Origin of the sequence: Pseudomonas sp. Root562 (genome assembly GCF_001427125.1) — a bacterium.
In the GTDB taxonomy this organism is placed as follows: Bacteria; Pseudomonadota; Gammaproteobacteria; order Pseudomonadales; family Pseudomonadaceae; genus Aquipseudomonas.
Map to the genome: position 1 here is coordinate 349,233 of NZ_LMGK01000020.1, position 14,046 is coordinate 363,278.

Genomic DNA, 14,046 nt, shown 5'->3' on the forward strand with positions numbered 1-14,046 from the left:
CAGCAGGCTGGCGCCTGCAGGGGGTTGTGGGGATTTCACTGCACCGGGAGAAAATTCAGGAACAGCAGGCTTTGTGCATAGTTGAGGCCGATACGCCGGTAGCGCTCGTCAAGCATCTGGGTCAGCAAATCCAGGCGCGCGACGATCTTGCCGAACTCCACGGCAAAACTCAGGTTACTGCCCTCCTCCGAAATTTCGTTGGAAAACAGCATGGGCTGGCCATCCTTATTCTGTCGCTGGCTCAAAATCCAGGTGGCGATTTCGATGTTGCGGGCGGCGTTGCTGACAAACGTCGGGTTGATCGCGTCGGTCATGTAGAACTCCAGGCGATTACCGTGGGCGGTGACCAGCATGCTGCCGATGGCATAAATGAACGCGCCGACCCGGTCTCCGAGAAATTCCGGACTCATGGCAAAGCGCAACGCCGCCAGGTCTTTTTTCCCGCCCAGGGTGGGTAACGGCTGTTGCTGTTCGATGGCCATGCGCACTTGCTTGCCGGCAGTGCGGGCGTCGAGGAAGCCGGATTTTTTCAGCTCGTCGGGGTTGCGCAGGTACAACTTGCTCATCAGCAGGTAGAGGCTGTCGAGATTGTCACGCATGGCCAGCGTGGCCATGCGATCAACGCTGGTTTGCAGGAACTCCTGGGGTTTTCCATCACGTATCTGGCTGAAAAGATCATTGCCGGGCTGATGGCTGCAACCGCTGGCGCAGAGCAGCAACAGACCGGCCAGCAGGCGAACGCGGATAAGGTTGAAGGGCAACACTCGAACCATAAGGGATTGGACTGACACATTCCTGTGCGGCGGGATTCGCAGCAACGGCTATGGATAGAGCCGGTCAATTGGAAAAAGTGCAGTGTCGGGGGTGGGCAATCGATCATCGGCAGGGAAAGATCATTTGCACTTCGAAGGAATGGTGGATGACAGGCCGTCATCGCTGGCATGCCAGTTCCCACAGGTGCTGCGAACCGACGGCTTTATTGGATGATGTCTCTGTAGGAGCAAAGCTTGCTCGCGATGGCGATCTCAAGGACGCCATCGCCGGCAAGCCGTGCTCCTACAGGTGATGGAGTGCAACTGGCAGAAACTGGTCGGCCGTCAGGCCGCCATCGCTGGCAAGCCAGCTCCCACTGTAGATCCCGGTGTGATCGGGATTTTCGACCACTGAAGATCCTCTGTAGGAGCAAAGCTTGCTCGCGATGGCGATCTCAAGGACGCCATCGCCGGCAAGCCGTGCTCCTACAGGTGATGGAGTGCAACTGGCAGAGATTGGTCGGCTGGCAGACCGCCATCACCAACAAGCAAGCTCCCACTGCGGCGAAACCCTCAGTCGCCGTTACCGCAGTAACGGGTATCACCCAAAACATCCACAGCATGGTCGGCCCAGAACCCGCCAAGACGGAACCCTGCGGCTATCCTGATGCCAACTGTAGTGTCGAGCAAAAAGGAACCAAGCATGCGAACTCAGCAACTGGCCGGTCGCCAAGTACCCGTGATCGGCCAAGGCACCTGGCAAATGGGCGAAGACCATACCCGCCAAAAAGAAGAAATCGCCGCCCTGCGCCTGGGCATCGATCAGGGCATGACCCTCATCGACACCGCCGAAATGTACGCCGAAGGTGGCGCCGAGCAAGTCGTGGCCCAAGCCATCGCCGGCCAGCGCGACAAAGTCTTCCTGGTCAGCAAGGTCTATCCACACAACGCCAGCCGCCAAGGCATTCCCCAAGCCTGCGAGCGCAGTCTGGGCAGGCTCAAGACCGACCATATCGATTTATACCTGCTGCACTGGCGCGGCCAGTACCCATTGGAAGAAACCGTCGAGGCCTTCGAACGCCTGCGTGAGGCGGGCAAGATCGGTCGCTGGGGCGTGTCCAATTTTGATGTCGATGACTTGCAGGAACTCGATGCCAAGGCCTGCGCCACCAATCAGGTGCTCTACAACCTTGAAGAACGTGGCATAGAATTTGATTTGTTACCCTGGTGTCAGCAGCACAACATGCCGGTCATGGCCTATTGTCCAATCGGCCAGGGCGGAAAAATGCTCGCCAATGCCACGCTCAGACAAGTGGCTGCCCGCCACGGTGTGACGCCCGCCCAGGTGTCGCTGGCATGGCTGCTGCGCCAGGACGGTGTGATCGCCATCCCCAAGGCGGTCCGCGCTGAACACGTGCAACTCAACGCGCAAGCGGCGCAGTTGCAACTGGAAATCGGGGATCTGGAGGCGCTGGACCAAGCGTTTCACGCGCCCAAACGCAAGCAGCGACTGGCCATGGTCTGAGCCAACGCGGTGTCAGAGGGCTTCGATATGAGAAGCACCGATCAACCGGACGACTTTAACCTGCAACGTTTTATTCAGGCACAAGACCCGGTATTCGACCGGGTCCAGGCCGAATTGAATGCCGGCCACAAACGCAGCCACTGGATGTGGTTTGTCTTTCCGCAGTTCGCCGGGCTCGGTGGCAGTGAAATGTCCCGACGCTTTGCGATCCGCTCCCGCGAAGAAGCGCAGGCCTACCTTGAACACCCCGTGTTGGGTGCCAGGTTGCGCATCTGCACCCAGGAAGTGCTGAACATCCAGCAGCGCTCGGTAGCGGCGATATTCGGCCATCCCGACGACTTGAAGTTTCATTCGTCGATGACCCTGTTCGCCCAGGTCGCTGCCGCTGACAGCCCGTTTCACCAGGCGTTGAATCAGTATTTCCACGGCATCCTGGATGACTGGACGTTGTCGCTGATGGACTCAAAACAAGCCCAGTTGCCCCCCAATCAGGGTTGAGAAATCATCGTCGACAAACGGCAGGATCGCGTCCGCCACCGGTTGCAGTTGTTTGCTGATGTAGTGATCGTAATCGATCGGCGCGCTGCGGATCTCCAGCGGTTCGGGGCCGGCGACGGTGATCACGTAACTGATCCAGCCGCCGCTCTGGTATTGGCGGGGGCGACCCTGCTGGTCGTTGTAGTCATCGGCGATACGCGCCGCCCGCACGTGCGGCGGCACATTGCGCTGGTAGTCATCGAGGGTGCGGCGCAGGCGTTTGCGGTAGATCAAGCGATCATCGAACTCACCGGCCAGGGTTTTGCGCACGTACTCGCGCACGTAGTCCTGATACGGCTTGCGGTGGAAGATCATCTCGTACAGCTCTTGCTGAAACTGCCGGGCCAGCAGCGACCAGTCGGTGCGCACGGTTTCCAGGCCTTTGTAAACCATCTCGTCGTTGCCATCGGCCCGCGTGACCAGCCCCGCGTAACGCTTCTTGCTGCCCTCCTCCGCCCCGCGAATGGTCGGCATCAGGAAACGTTTGTAGTGAGTTTCAAACTGCAACTCCAACGCACTCTCCAGGCCGTACTCCTGCCGCACGTGCTCACCCCACCACTGATTGACGTGATCGACCAGCGCGCGGCCGATCTGCGCGGCTTCCTGTTGACCATGGGCACGGCGCAACCAGACGAAGGTCGAGTCGGTGTCGCCATAAATCACCGTATGCCCCTGATCTTCGATCAATTGACGGGTACGCAGCATGATCTCGTGGCCACGCAAGGTGATGGAAGACGCCAGACGCGTGTCGAAAAAGCGACAACCGCTGGAACCAAGCACGCCGTAGAACGCGTTCATGATGATCTTCAGGGCCTGGGAGAGCGGCGCGTTGTGTTCGCGCTTGGCGGTTTCCCGGCCCTCGGCGACCCGCGCGACGATGGACGGCAGGCAGTGCCGGGTGCGGGAAAAACGCGCCCCGCGAAAGCCCGGCACAGAGTCGCTGTCGTCAGGATGCTTGAGCCCTTCAATCAACCCCACGGGATCAATGAGGAACGTGCGGATGATCGATGGATAAAGACTTTTGTAGTCGAACACCAGCACCGACTCGTACAGCCCCGGTTGCGAATCCATGACAAACCCGCCAGGGCTGGCCTGTGGTGGTTTAGCGCCGAGGTTCGGCGCAACAAAGCCCTGGCGGTGCATCAACGGCATGTAGAGGTGGGTGAACGCCGCCACCGAGCCGCCCATGCGATCCACCGGCAACCCCGTCACGCTGGCCCGTTCCAGCAGGAAGGTCAGTAATTGGGTCTTGGCGAAAATCCGCGTGACCAGTTCGCAGTCCTTGAGGTTGTACTTGGCCAGCGCCGGTTTGTCCTCGGCGAACATGCGGTTGATTTCGTCCATGCGCTGGTAGGGGTTGTCGATGGCCTTGCCTTCGCCCAACAGGGTTTGCGCGACGTTTTCCAGGCTGAACGAGGGGAAGCTCCAGGTCGCCGAACGCAGGGCTTCGATGCCGTCGATGATCAGCCGCCCGGCAGCGGATGCGAAGTAATGATTGCCGTTGCCGTGTTCGCGCCATTGCATTTCCTCGCCGCCACGCCCCAGCTTCAGCGGCACGGCCAGGCGCCGGGCGTGCTGGTGAAGCACCCGAAGGTCGAACTGCACCACGTTCCAGCCGATGATTGCATCGGGGTCATGTCGGGCGAACCACTCGTTGAGCTTCTTCAGCAGCAGGGTGCGCGATTCGCAGTACTCAAGCTGGAAATCCACTTCACTGTCATCGCCATTGGGCGGCCCCAACATGTACACCTGACGCTCGCCGCAGCCTTCCAGGGCGATGGAGTACAAGTCGCCCTGAGCCGTGGTTTCGATGTCCAGCGACACCAGTTTCAAGTGTGGTCGATAGTCGGGATCGGGCTTCATCTGCGCATCGCGCAGCAGGTCATCAGCGCCCGGCGTACCGCCAAAACGCACCGGCGCGGTGATGAACCGTTCCATCATGTAGCGTTCCGGCGGGCGCACGTCGGCTTCGTACACTTCAACGCCCATTCGCCGCAGCGCGGTTTCCAGGCGCATCAACTGCCCGTGCTGGCGGCAATACAAGCCGAGCACCGGGCGGTGCTCGAAATCCAGCAAAGACAAAGGCTTGAGTTCGACGTTTTTTTCGTCGTGCAGCAGCGCTTCGGCCTGCTCGCGCTGACTGACCGGCAGGAATGCCACCGATGGCTGATAAGGCAGGCGGATGCGCCGGGGACCGCTATCGGTCGCCAGCCAGAACTCGACCTCCGTACCCGCCGGGGTATCGCGCCAATGCCGGGTCAGGACGAAGCCCTGGGGTAAATCGGCCACTGCAAACCTCGAAATGGATTCAGGGTGTCAATTCTACGCGTCGATTCGGCGGCCGGTTGCTGTAAAAAACCGCCAAATGACGTTTTTTGAGCGTTATCTGCCGCTTTCGCCCTTGCTCTCAGGGCCGGTGTCTACGATTCTTCAAGGACAACGACAACACCCGGGAAACCGCCATGAAAACCGTCGCGCAACTGCTCAAGTTGAAAGATCAGAAAAACCAGGAAGTGCACCAGATCAAACCCGATCACATGGTGCTGGAAGCGCTGATGAAGATGGCCGAGAAAAATGTCGGCGCCTTGCTGGTGGTGGAGAACGATGAAGTGCTGGGCATCATCAGCGAACGGGATTACGCGCGCAAACTGGTGCTGCATGGCCGTTCTTCGGTGGGTACGCCGGTGCGCGACATCATGGTGTCGCCGGTGATCACCGTGGACACTCACCAAACCGTCGATACCTGCCTGGGCATCATGTCCGACAAACGCCTGCGTCACTTGCCGGTGGTGGAAAACGGCCGGCTGATCGGCTTGCTGTCGATCGGCGACCTGGTCAAGGAAGCCATCGCTGAACAAGCTGAATTGATTCGGCAACTGGAACAGTACATCCGCGGCGAATAAACCCAGGTCACCGCAGTCCCCCCTGTAGGTGCGAGCCTGCTCGCGATGAGGCCATGGCAGCCAATATCGAGGCCAAATGCCCGGCCGCCATCGCCAGCAGGCCAGCCCCCACAGGTGGTCGGTGGTGCACTTCAGCCCGGCCAATGCCGGGCAAACACCGGCGCCAACGTCGGATGCCGGTCAATCCGTTCCAGCCAGGCAAAAAACCCCGGCCGGGTCTGGCGCAAATGCTCGCGGCTTCCTCCCCATCGCGTGATCACCGCCGCCAGCACGTCAAGCGCGCCAGGCGGTTCTTCACCCAGATACAACTCCCCCGAAAACTGATCGGCAAACACTTCCCAACTCCAGTGCAGTCTCGCTCGGGTACCCGCCATCAGGTTTTGTCGCGACGATTCATCGGCCTCGGCCAGCCAGCGTTCGGGGTAGTCGATGATGCCGATTGCCGCGTAACAATTGCTGACGATATACACCAGCCCGCGAATGGCCTGATCACGGTCGGCTGGGTGATCGGGCAACAGCTTTGCCGCTGGAAACGTCAGTGCGAGATGGATCAGGATCGCCGCACTCTCGGTCAGGATGCTGCCGTCAGGCAGTTGCAGTGTCGGAATCTGCTTGAGCGGGTTGAGTTTTTCCAATGCCAGCGCGGCCTCCGGGGAGGCTTCGACATCGATGAAGCGGTAAGGAATCTCACACAGTTCCAGCGCGGCCTCGACCGCCGCCGCGCCCGAATTCTGATGACCGTAGAGTTGATACATACACACCTCCTTGGGATGCTCTCAAGCAGCTGACTCTTGTCGCGATGAAAAATTTCTTCGAGGCACTGCATCCAGAATGCCTTGCCAAGGGTAGTACCTGTAGCAGCCCCTGTTGCTGCCGAATGCACTACCCACTTTCGGAGAGCTTTTGATGAACGCCAAACAACTGATTTGCCTTGTCGGTTTGTTCGCCACCGTTCCTGCGACCTACGCCCAGACCGGTCTGCCAGACAACATCAAGGTGCCCGACGGGCACAAGGTCGCCCTGGAAACCACCGGGGTCGGCGAAATCACCTACGAATGCCGGGACAAAGCCAATGCGGCCGGCCAGACCGAATGGACCTTCGTCGGCCCCAAAGCCGTGCTCAATGATCGCAGCGGCAAACAGATCGGAACTTATTTCGGACCGCCGGCCACATGGCAAGCCAACGACGGGTCGAAAATCACCGGCACGCAACTCGCCGTGGCACCGTCGAGCCCGGGGAACCTGCCTTACCAACTGGTCAAGGCCAACCCGGCCGAAGGCAAAGGCGCCATGAGCGGCGTCAGCTACATCCAGCGCGTCGCCCTCAAGGGCGGTGTCGCGCCAAGTAGCGAATGCACGACGGCCAACAAGGGCAAGCAGGAAGTGGTGCAGTATCAGGCGGATTACATTTTCTGGGCGGCCAGTTGAGGCCCGGGAGCTGACTTAGTCGCCTGCGGGGACAAACTTGCGGCTACAGGAATGCCGTTTGTTTGCTAGATTGCATTCGACATCTCAACCACCACCGGCCGAGAACAGTGTCCTTGCCCGAAACCGTCTTCGACTATGAACACCACCTGGCGGCCTGCGCTCGCGGCGAGCGTCAGGCCCTGCACGATTTGTATGTGCAGGAGAGCCCGCGGTTGTTGGGGGTAGCCAAGCGGCTGGTACGGGATTCGGCCCTGGCCGAGGACATCGTCCACGATGCATTCTTGAAGATCTGGACCGGCGCCGGGGGTTTTGACCCGGCGCGGGGTTCGGCCCGAGGCTGGATGTTCAGCGTGACCCGGCATCTGGCACTCAACTACCTGCGTGATCACAATCGCGAGCTTCAAGGCGATGTCGACGTTCCGGACAGCACGGACACCGGTGATGCCCAGGTGCACTCGGCACACATCCACCGGTGCCTGGAACAACTGGAACCGCTGCGGCGCGACTGCCTTGTGCATGCCTATGTCGACGGATATTCCCACGCGCAAATTTCACACAAGCTCGGCACCCCGCTGGGCACAGTCAAAGCGTGGATCAAGCGGAGCCTGACGGCGTTGCGGGAGTGCCTGGGATGATCAGCAAACCGACCGACGAAACCCCGCAAGCGCTCGATGAACTGGCCAGTGAGTATGTGCTGGGAACACTTTCCGCCGAGCAGCGAGCCGAGGTTCAGCAACGCCTGCACAGCGATATCGGGCTGCGCAACGCCGTCGATAACTGGGAGAGCCGATTGCTGGGCCTGACCGAACTGGCCGAGCCGCGCACCCCATCGGCGCAACTGTGGCAGCGCATCGAGCGCAGCGTGGAGGCCCTTGATCGCCCGTTATCGACATCCCGCGTGCTCCCGTCGGCCACCTGGTGGAATCGCCTGCCACTCTGGCGAGGGCTGGCCGGTGCCGGGTTGGCCGCGAGCTTGTTGCTGGGCGCTATGTTGCTGACGCAAACCACGGTCAAACCGACGTATCTGGTGGTGTTGGTCGCTCCGCAAGACAAGGCGCCGGGCTGGGTGATTCAGGCCAGCAACCCCCGGGAGATCCAGCTGATCCCGTTGGGTGTTGTGGAAGTGCCGGCAGACAAGGCACTGGAGTTCTGGACCAAGGCCGAAGGCTGGCAAGGCCCGGTGTCTCTCGGTTTGGTAAAACCGGGGCAAACGCTTTCGGTGCCGTTGGACAAACTGCCGCCGCTGGAACCGAACCAACTGTTCGAACTGACTCTGGAAAACCCCAATGGCTCGCCAATCGGCAAGCCGACCGGGCCGATTCAATTTATCGGCCGCGCGGTGAAAGTCCTCTGAGCGATATCATCAATCCCACGACAGGAATGGCGCTCGCAACATCAATCCTGTCGATGTTCACCATCACGTCAATGAAGTTCTCTTAAAAAATCCGCGGCGTAACATTGGCTCCATACCAACCAACAACACCCCGGAGCACACGATCATGAAACGCCAAACCATCCTCAGCATCGCTTTCTCGGTTTTCGCAGTTAACGCATTTGCCGCGACTTCTGCGTCGTCGCTGAAGGCTCTTCTGTTCAACCCGTCGTCGCTGAAGGCGGCTCGGATCGTCTGATCGAAAGCCGTGTGGCTGAAGGTGGCGCTGATCGCCTGCTGGAAAAACGCAATGCTGTAGCGGCTGATGGTTCGGATCGTTTGAAAGGTAATGAAGTCGCCGCCGATGGCTCCGACCGCCTGCAAGGCAACACCGTCGCCGCTGACGGTTCCGACCGCCTGAAAGGCAACGAAGTCGCCGCCGATGGCTCCGACCGCCTGAAAGGCAACGAAGTCGCCGCCGATGGTTCCGACCGCCTGAAAGGCAACGAAGTCGCCGCCGATGGTTCCGACCGCCTGCAAGGCAACACCGTCGCCGCCGATGGTTCCGACCGCCTGCAAGGCAACACCGTCGCCGCCGATGGTTCGGATCGTTTGCAAGGCAACTCCGTTGCATGACTGAACTGCTTCACCGCAGTACCCGACAAAAAGCCCGGCCTGATCAGCCGGGCTTTTTCGTGCCTGGGATTTTTTGATTCTCAGTTACGCGCCATGCATCGCTGATAGCGCTCATCAACCCGCTTGGCAAACCACGCTGTGGTGAGTTTTCGAGTGATTTTCGGGCTCTGCAGGACGATCCCCGGCAATACCGCGCGCGGCAGTGGTCGCCCCTCAGCCTGTTCGGCCAAGGCAAAGACCCGTTGATAGAGCTTGCTGTTCTCGAATTCGAGGCTGTTGCCCAGCTCCAATTGATCCCTGATCGCCGGATTGCGCATGTCCAACTGCTTGCCGAGGGTGCGCACCGCCAGTTCCGTGCTGCCGGGCATGATCGAGCCGTAGCGGACCAGGTCGCCATCCAGCGCCAGCGGAATGCCCGAGGCACGACTGACGGCATTCTGGAACGCGGCATTGCGGCTGGCGTACCAACCGGCATTGAAATCGGCAAAACGGTACAACGGCTGTTCGTAGCTCACCGGGTAACCCAGCAAATGGGCGATGCCGAAATACATGCCGCCCCGGCGGGTAAAGACTTCACGACGAATCGAGCCATCTACCGGGTAGGGATACCCCTTGGCCTGTTGCTCGGCGAAATCGATGCTGACCTGCATTGGCCCACCGGTGTGTACCGGGTTGAAGCCTGCGAACAGGGTCTTGCCCATGGGCACCATGCCAATGAAATCATCGAAAATCGCACTCAGTTCTTTTTCACTGCGCGCCGCATTCAGGCGGTCGTTGTAGGTTTTGCCATTGGGCGAACTCACCCGCAGGGCTCCGCTGACCAGCAGGTTGGGAATGTGCGCCTTGGTGGCACGACGATCGATTTCCTCGCGGGCAATCTTGCCCAGCCCCGGGACCGACGGGTCGACCTGAAAAGTCGATTCCTGCTCGGTCACCGCCAGCACGGCACACAGGTTTTGCGTGGTCGGTGGAATGTTCTGCGCAGCGAACGCGGCGTAGATATCCGTGGCCCAGCCCTGGCGGTCGACCGTCTTGGCCGGCAGCAACCGCACGATCTGCGCCTTGACCTCGGCAGGTTTGCGCACCGGTGGCTCCTGGGTCCGTTGACTGCTGCAACCGGCCAGCACCAGCAACGCGGCGACGCTCATGATCAATCGTTGGGCTTGCATGTTGCTCCAGGAAGTCCGTTGAACCGGGTTAACCATACGACCAATGGCATGGCGCAGGCTATGACCTTGGCAGGCCACGGCTGTTCCTCGAAATCTGACGAATGCTGACGGAGCGAGCAGGCCGGCTCCCATGGAAAATCCCTGCCCAGCGACAGCCTGTGGACCATACTTCACATCACATGGCGAAGAGGACTGGCTCATGCACCGTAGCGACGTGTTGATCATCGGCGCCGGCCCGACCGGACTGGTTCTGGCCTTGTGGCTGAGCAAGCTGGGAATTCGCGTGCGGATCATCGACAAGGCCTCGGCCCCCGGCACCACGTCGCGGGCGCTGGCGGTTCAGGCGCGGACACTGGAGTTGTATCGCCAGCTCGACCTCGCCGATGCCATTGTGCAACACGGCCATCGCGTGGCTGCCGCCAATTTCTGGGTCAAGGGCGAGCCTGTGGCACGTCTGCCGCTGAGCCGTGTTGGTGAAGGGCTGACGCCCTACGCCTTTCTCGAAATCTACCCGCAGGATGAACACGAGCGGCTGCTGATCGAGCGGCTCGAAACCTTCGGCGTCACTGTCGAGCGCAACACCGAGCTACTGGGTTTCGAAGAATCCGGTGACGGCATTACGGCCACCTTGCGCCTGGCCGACGGTCAACGGGAAACCTGTCAGGCCTGCTACCTGGCGGGCTGCGACGGCGCTCGCTCGATCGTGCGCAAAAACCTCGACACCGGCTTTCCCGGTGACACCTATCAGCAGATTTTCTACGTGGCCGACGTGCAGGCCAGCGGGCCGACGTTCAACGGCGAATTGCACGTGGATCTGGATGAAGCGGATTTCCTCGCCGTGTTCCCGTTGGCCGCGCAAGGCCGTGCACGATTGATCGGCACCGTGCGTGACGAGCGTGCCGAGCAGGCCGAAACCCTGCAATTCGAAGACGTCAGCAGCCGGGCTATCGAGCACATGCAGGTCAAGGTCGAACAATTGAACTGGTTCTCGACCTACCGCGTCCATCACCGGGTGGCGGACCACTTTCGCACCGGCCGGGCTTTTTTACTGGGCGACGCCGCCCATGTGCACAGTCCCGCCGGCGGCCAGGGCATGAACACCGGCATCGGCGATGCGATCAACCTCGCCTGGAAACTCGCAGCGGTGCTGAGCGGCGGTGCCGAAGCCAGACTGCTCGACACCTATGAAACCGAACGCATCGCCTTCGCCCGCAAACTGGTGGCGACCACGGACCGAGTGTTCACCTTCGTCACTGCCGAAGGACGCGTGGCCGATCTGTTGCGCACTCGCCTGGCGCCATTGCTGCTTCCCAAAATGGCCTCGTTCGAAACCTCCCGCGAGTTCCTGTTCCGCACGGTGTCGCAGATCACTTTGAACTATCGGGGGATGCCCCTGAGCCAGGGCGTTGCCGGCCACGTGCACGGCGGCGATCGCTTGCCCTGGGCGCACGACGGTGAAGGTGACAACTTCGAATCGCTGAAATGCCTGACCTGGCAGGTGCATGTGTACGGCGATACCAGCGATGAGATGATCGCCTGGTGCCACGAGCACCATGTGCCGTTGCAGGTGTTCGATTGGCGACCGGCGTTTGAAGAAGCGGGACTGGCACGCAACGGCTTTTACCTGCTAAGGCCCGATACCTACGTGGCGATTGCCCAGACGTGCTCCGATCCGAAGGTGATCGAGCGCTATTTCGATCATCACGGGATACGGCCGTTTTTTTGAGTTTCCTGAAAACACGTCCCCTGTGGGCGCGGGTTTGCCCGCTCCCACAGGTTCCCGGTCAGTTGGCGACAGGTTTCGGGATTTCCAGACCGCGCTTCACCGCCGGCCGTGCGAGGAATTTTTCCAGCACGCGGGTGACGTTCGGGAAATTCTCGATGCCGACCAGATCGCCCGCTTCATAGAAGCCGATCAGGTTGCGGATCCATGGAAACGTGGCGATATCGGCGATGGTATAGCGTTCGCCCATGATCCACTCCCGGCCTTGCAGGTGCTTATCCAGGACACTGAGCAGGCGTCTGCTCTCTTCGACATAGCGGTCACGCGGACGCTTGTCTTCGTAGTCTTTGCCGGCGAACTTGTTGAAAAAGCCGAGCTGGCCAAACATCGGTCCGATGCCGCCCATCTGGAACATCAACCACTGAATGGTTTCGTAGCGTGCAGCCCCTTCCTGCGCCAGCAATTGCCCACTCTTGTCGGCCAGGTAAATCAGGATCGCCCCGGATTCGAACAACGGCAGCGGCTGGCCACCGGGACCATGGGGGTCGAGGATGGCCGGAATCTTGTTGTTGGGGTTCAGCGACAGGAACTCGGGGGACATCTGGTCGTTGCTATCGAAGCCGACGCGATGCGGTTCATACGGCAGGCCGATCTCTTCAAGCATGATCGACACCTTGACGCCGTTGGGGGTCGGCAAGGAGTACAGCTGAATCCACTCCGGATACTGGGCCGGCCATTTTTGAGTGATGGGGAATGCAGACAAATCGGTCATGGGTTGGATCCACGAGAAAATTGAGAACACCGATGATAATGGACATCTCGCGAATTGAGACCGCCGGCGCCATCGATAACGCTGATGGTCAAGATCAATAAGGATCACAGCGTGAATGCGTGCATGGCGGTGTAGGGTGGCCATAAATCCGCAACATCATGTCGATAACCTTCGCTGCAACCCGTTCATGGTTACCGGTACATTGCTGCGCTCTCGGGCCGGAATCGAACCAAATGGGCTTCAGAGGACTCTGAGCACTGCCCCTTTTGAAACGGACCGGCTTCACGACATGGAAAACACCCGACGCAGGAAAGCCGCGGTGTAAAGGTTTGTCAGCCTTAACCAATATGCTGAAGAACTCTTTTTTCCATGACGAATTTTCTGAAACTCGCTAATCGCTTCAAACATCGCGCCTACATTTTCCTGCCCGCCCTGCTGGCGGCCAGCGCGTTGTTCATGTTGCTGGAGTCGAGCGAAAGCCGCGCCCAGCCGGCGGACGGCACACAGACGCTGGTGTTCCTGCGCCACGCGGAAAAACCCGCGGGCGGCCTCGGCCAGCTCAATTGCCAGGGACTGAATCGTGCGATCGACCTGGCCACGTTGCTGCCGGAAAAATTCGGCAAGGCCGACTACGTGTTTGCCGCCAACCCGACGCGCAATGTCGAGGAAGGCGAGCTGGACAACTCTTACAGTTACATTCGCCCTTTGATGACCATCAGCCCCAGCGCGATCAAGCTCGGCTTGCCGGTCAATATCAAATACTCGGCCAACGACACCAGCGACCTGGCCGATGAACTGCTGCACGACAAGTATCACAACTCGGTCATATACACGGCGTGGTCCCACGGCTACCTGCCGGAGTTGATCAACAAGGTCGCCGGGGAAGCCGTCGGCAAGAAGCAGAAGATCACCGAGGATTGGGAATCCAGCGACTTCGACTCGTTGTATGTGTTGACGCTGACCTGGCACAACGGCAAGGCCAGCCTGCAAAGCCATACCTACAAGCAGGGTCTGGATAATGGGCAGGAGACCTGTCCGACCTGAGTTGTGCGGTGTCTGTTCGGGTTTCATCGCTGGCAAGCCAGCTCCCACAGGGGGGCTGCAGTGACCACAAATGTTGTGAGCAACCAATAACACTGTGGGAGGGTCTGGATAATGGGCAGGAGACCTGTCCGACCTGAGTTGTGCGGTGTCTGTTCGGGTTTCATCGCTGGCAAGCCAGCTCCCAC

15 protein-coding genes are annotated in these 14,046 nt (G+C 60.0%); 10 read left to right on the forward strand and 5 right to left on the reverse strand.

Annotation, left to right across the window (positions count from 1 at the left end):
* Nucleotides 1-35 precede the first annotated feature (35 nt).
* Entirely contained in the window at nt 36-773 is a 738-nt protein-coding gene (locus ASD60_RS15300) for a hypothetical protein (protein WP_056854792.1), read from the reverse strand.
* Nucleotides 774-1,455: 682 nt separating this feature from the next.
* Here ASD60_RS15300 and ASD60_RS15305 point away from each other — a divergent pair.
* Nucleotides 1,456-2,277, forward strand: coding sequence for an aldo/keto reductase (locus tag ASD60_RS15305; RefSeq protein ID WP_056854793.1), 822 nt, complete (start codon nt 1,456-1,458; stop codon nt 2,275-2,277).
* A gap of 27 nt (nt 2,278-2,304) precedes the next feature.
* On the forward strand, nt 2,305-2,775 hold the full coding sequence (locus tag ASD60_RS15310) for a DUF1810 domain-containing protein (RefSeq protein ID WP_056854794.1): 471 nt from the start codon (nt 2,305-2,307) through the stop codon (nt 2,773-2,775).
* Here ASD60_RS15310 and ASD60_RS15315 read toward each other — a convergent pair.
* Complete coding sequence (locus tag ASD60_RS15315) at nt 2,740-5,103, reverse strand: DNA polymerase II (RefSeq protein WP_056854795.1); 2,364 nt, start codon at nt 5,101-5,103, stop codon at nt 2,740-2,742. The genes ASD60_RS15310 and ASD60_RS15315 overlap by 36 nt on opposite strands.
* 173 nt (nt 5,104-5,276) lie before the next feature.
* Here ASD60_RS15315 and ASD60_RS15320 point away from each other — a divergent pair, with 173 nt between their 5' ends.
* A complete protein-coding gene (locus ASD60_RS15320; protein WP_056854796.1) occupies nt 5,277-5,717 on the forward strand; it encodes a CBS domain-containing protein in 441 nt (146 codons plus the stop codon).
* Between the two features lie 131 nt (nt 5,718-5,848).
* Here ASD60_RS15320 and ASD60_RS15325 read toward each other — a convergent pair whose 3' ends face one another.
* Complete coding sequence (locus ASD60_RS15325) at nt 5,849-6,472, reverse strand: glutathione S-transferase (protein ID WP_056854797.1); 624 nt, start codon at nt 6,470-6,472, stop codon at nt 5,849-5,851.
* Nucleotides 6,473-6,623: 151 nt separating this feature from the next.
* On the opposite strand from ASD60_RS15325, the gene ASD60_RS15330 reads away from it, so the two are divergent.
* The 5 genes from ASD60_RS15330 to ASD60_RS15345 all read left to right on the forward strand — a co-directional run bounded on the left by ASD60_RS15330 (nt 6,624) and on the right by ASD60_RS15345 (nt 9,153).
* Complete coding sequence (locus ASD60_RS15330; RefSeq protein ID WP_056854798.1) at nt 6,624-7,145, forward strand: DUF3455 domain-containing protein; 522 nt, start codon at nt 6,624-6,626, stop codon at nt 7,143-7,145.
* A 107-nt stretch (nt 7,146-7,252) separates the two neighbouring features.
* Nucleotides 7,253-7,780: a sigma-70 family RNA polymerase sigma factor gene (locus tag ASD60_RS15335; protein ID WP_056854799.1), complete on the forward strand. Its 528-nt coding sequence runs from the start codon at nt 7,253-7,255 to the stop codon at nt 7,778-7,780.
* A complete protein-coding gene (locus ASD60_RS15340; RefSeq protein WP_056854800.1) occupies nt 7,777-8,499 on the forward strand; it encodes an anti-sigma factor in 723 nt (240 codons plus the stop codon). The genes ASD60_RS15335 and ASD60_RS15340 overlap by 4 nt, the downstream gene beginning before the upstream one ends.
* A gap of 145 nt (nt 8,500-8,644) precedes the next feature.
* The gene (locus ASD60_RS29910; RefSeq protein ID WP_442966005.1) at nt 8,645-8,776 is read left to right on the forward strand and encodes a hypothetical protein; all 132 of its coding nucleotides are present in this window, start codon (nt 8,645-8,647) and stop codon (nt 8,774-8,776) included.
* An 11-nt stretch (nt 8,777-8,787) separates the two neighbouring features.
* Nucleotides 8,788-9,153: a hypothetical protein gene (locus ASD60_RS15345; RefSeq protein WP_442966006.1), complete on the forward strand. Its 366-nt coding sequence runs from the start codon at nt 8,788-8,790 to the stop codon at nt 9,151-9,153.
* An 80-nt stretch (nt 9,154-9,233) separates the two neighbouring features.
* Here ASD60_RS15345 and ASD60_RS15350 read toward each other — a convergent pair whose 3' ends face one another.
* On the reverse strand, nt 9,234-10,322 hold the full coding sequence (locus ASD60_RS15350) for a DUF1615 domain-containing protein (RefSeq protein ID WP_056854801.1): 1,089 nt from the start codon (nt 10,320-10,322) through the stop codon (nt 9,234-9,236).
* A 199-nt stretch (nt 10,323-10,521) separates the two neighbouring features.
* On the opposite strand from ASD60_RS15350, the gene ASD60_RS15355 reads away from it, so the two are divergent.
* Entirely contained in the window at nt 10,522-12,048 is a 1,527-nt protein-coding gene (locus ASD60_RS15355) for an FAD-dependent oxidoreductase (RefSeq protein ID WP_056854802.1), read from the forward strand.
* Between the two features lie 58 nt (nt 12,049-12,106).
* Here ASD60_RS15355 and ASD60_RS15360 read toward each other — a convergent pair whose 3' ends face one another.
* A complete protein-coding gene (locus tag ASD60_RS15360) occupies nt 12,107-12,817 on the reverse strand; it encodes a glutathione binding-like protein (protein ID WP_056854803.1) in 711 nt (236 codons plus the stop codon).
* A gap of 369 nt (nt 12,818-13,186) precedes the next feature.
* On the opposite strand from ASD60_RS15360, the gene ASD60_RS15365 reads away from it, so the two are divergent.
* Nucleotides 13,187-13,861 carry a hypothetical protein gene (locus ASD60_RS15365; RefSeq protein WP_056854804.1) on the forward strand — a complete coding sequence of 225 codons (675 nt, stop codon included), beginning with the start codon at nt 13,187-13,189 and terminating at the stop codon, nt 13,859-13,861.
* The last annotated feature ends 185 nt before the right edge of the window (nt 13,862-14,046 follow it).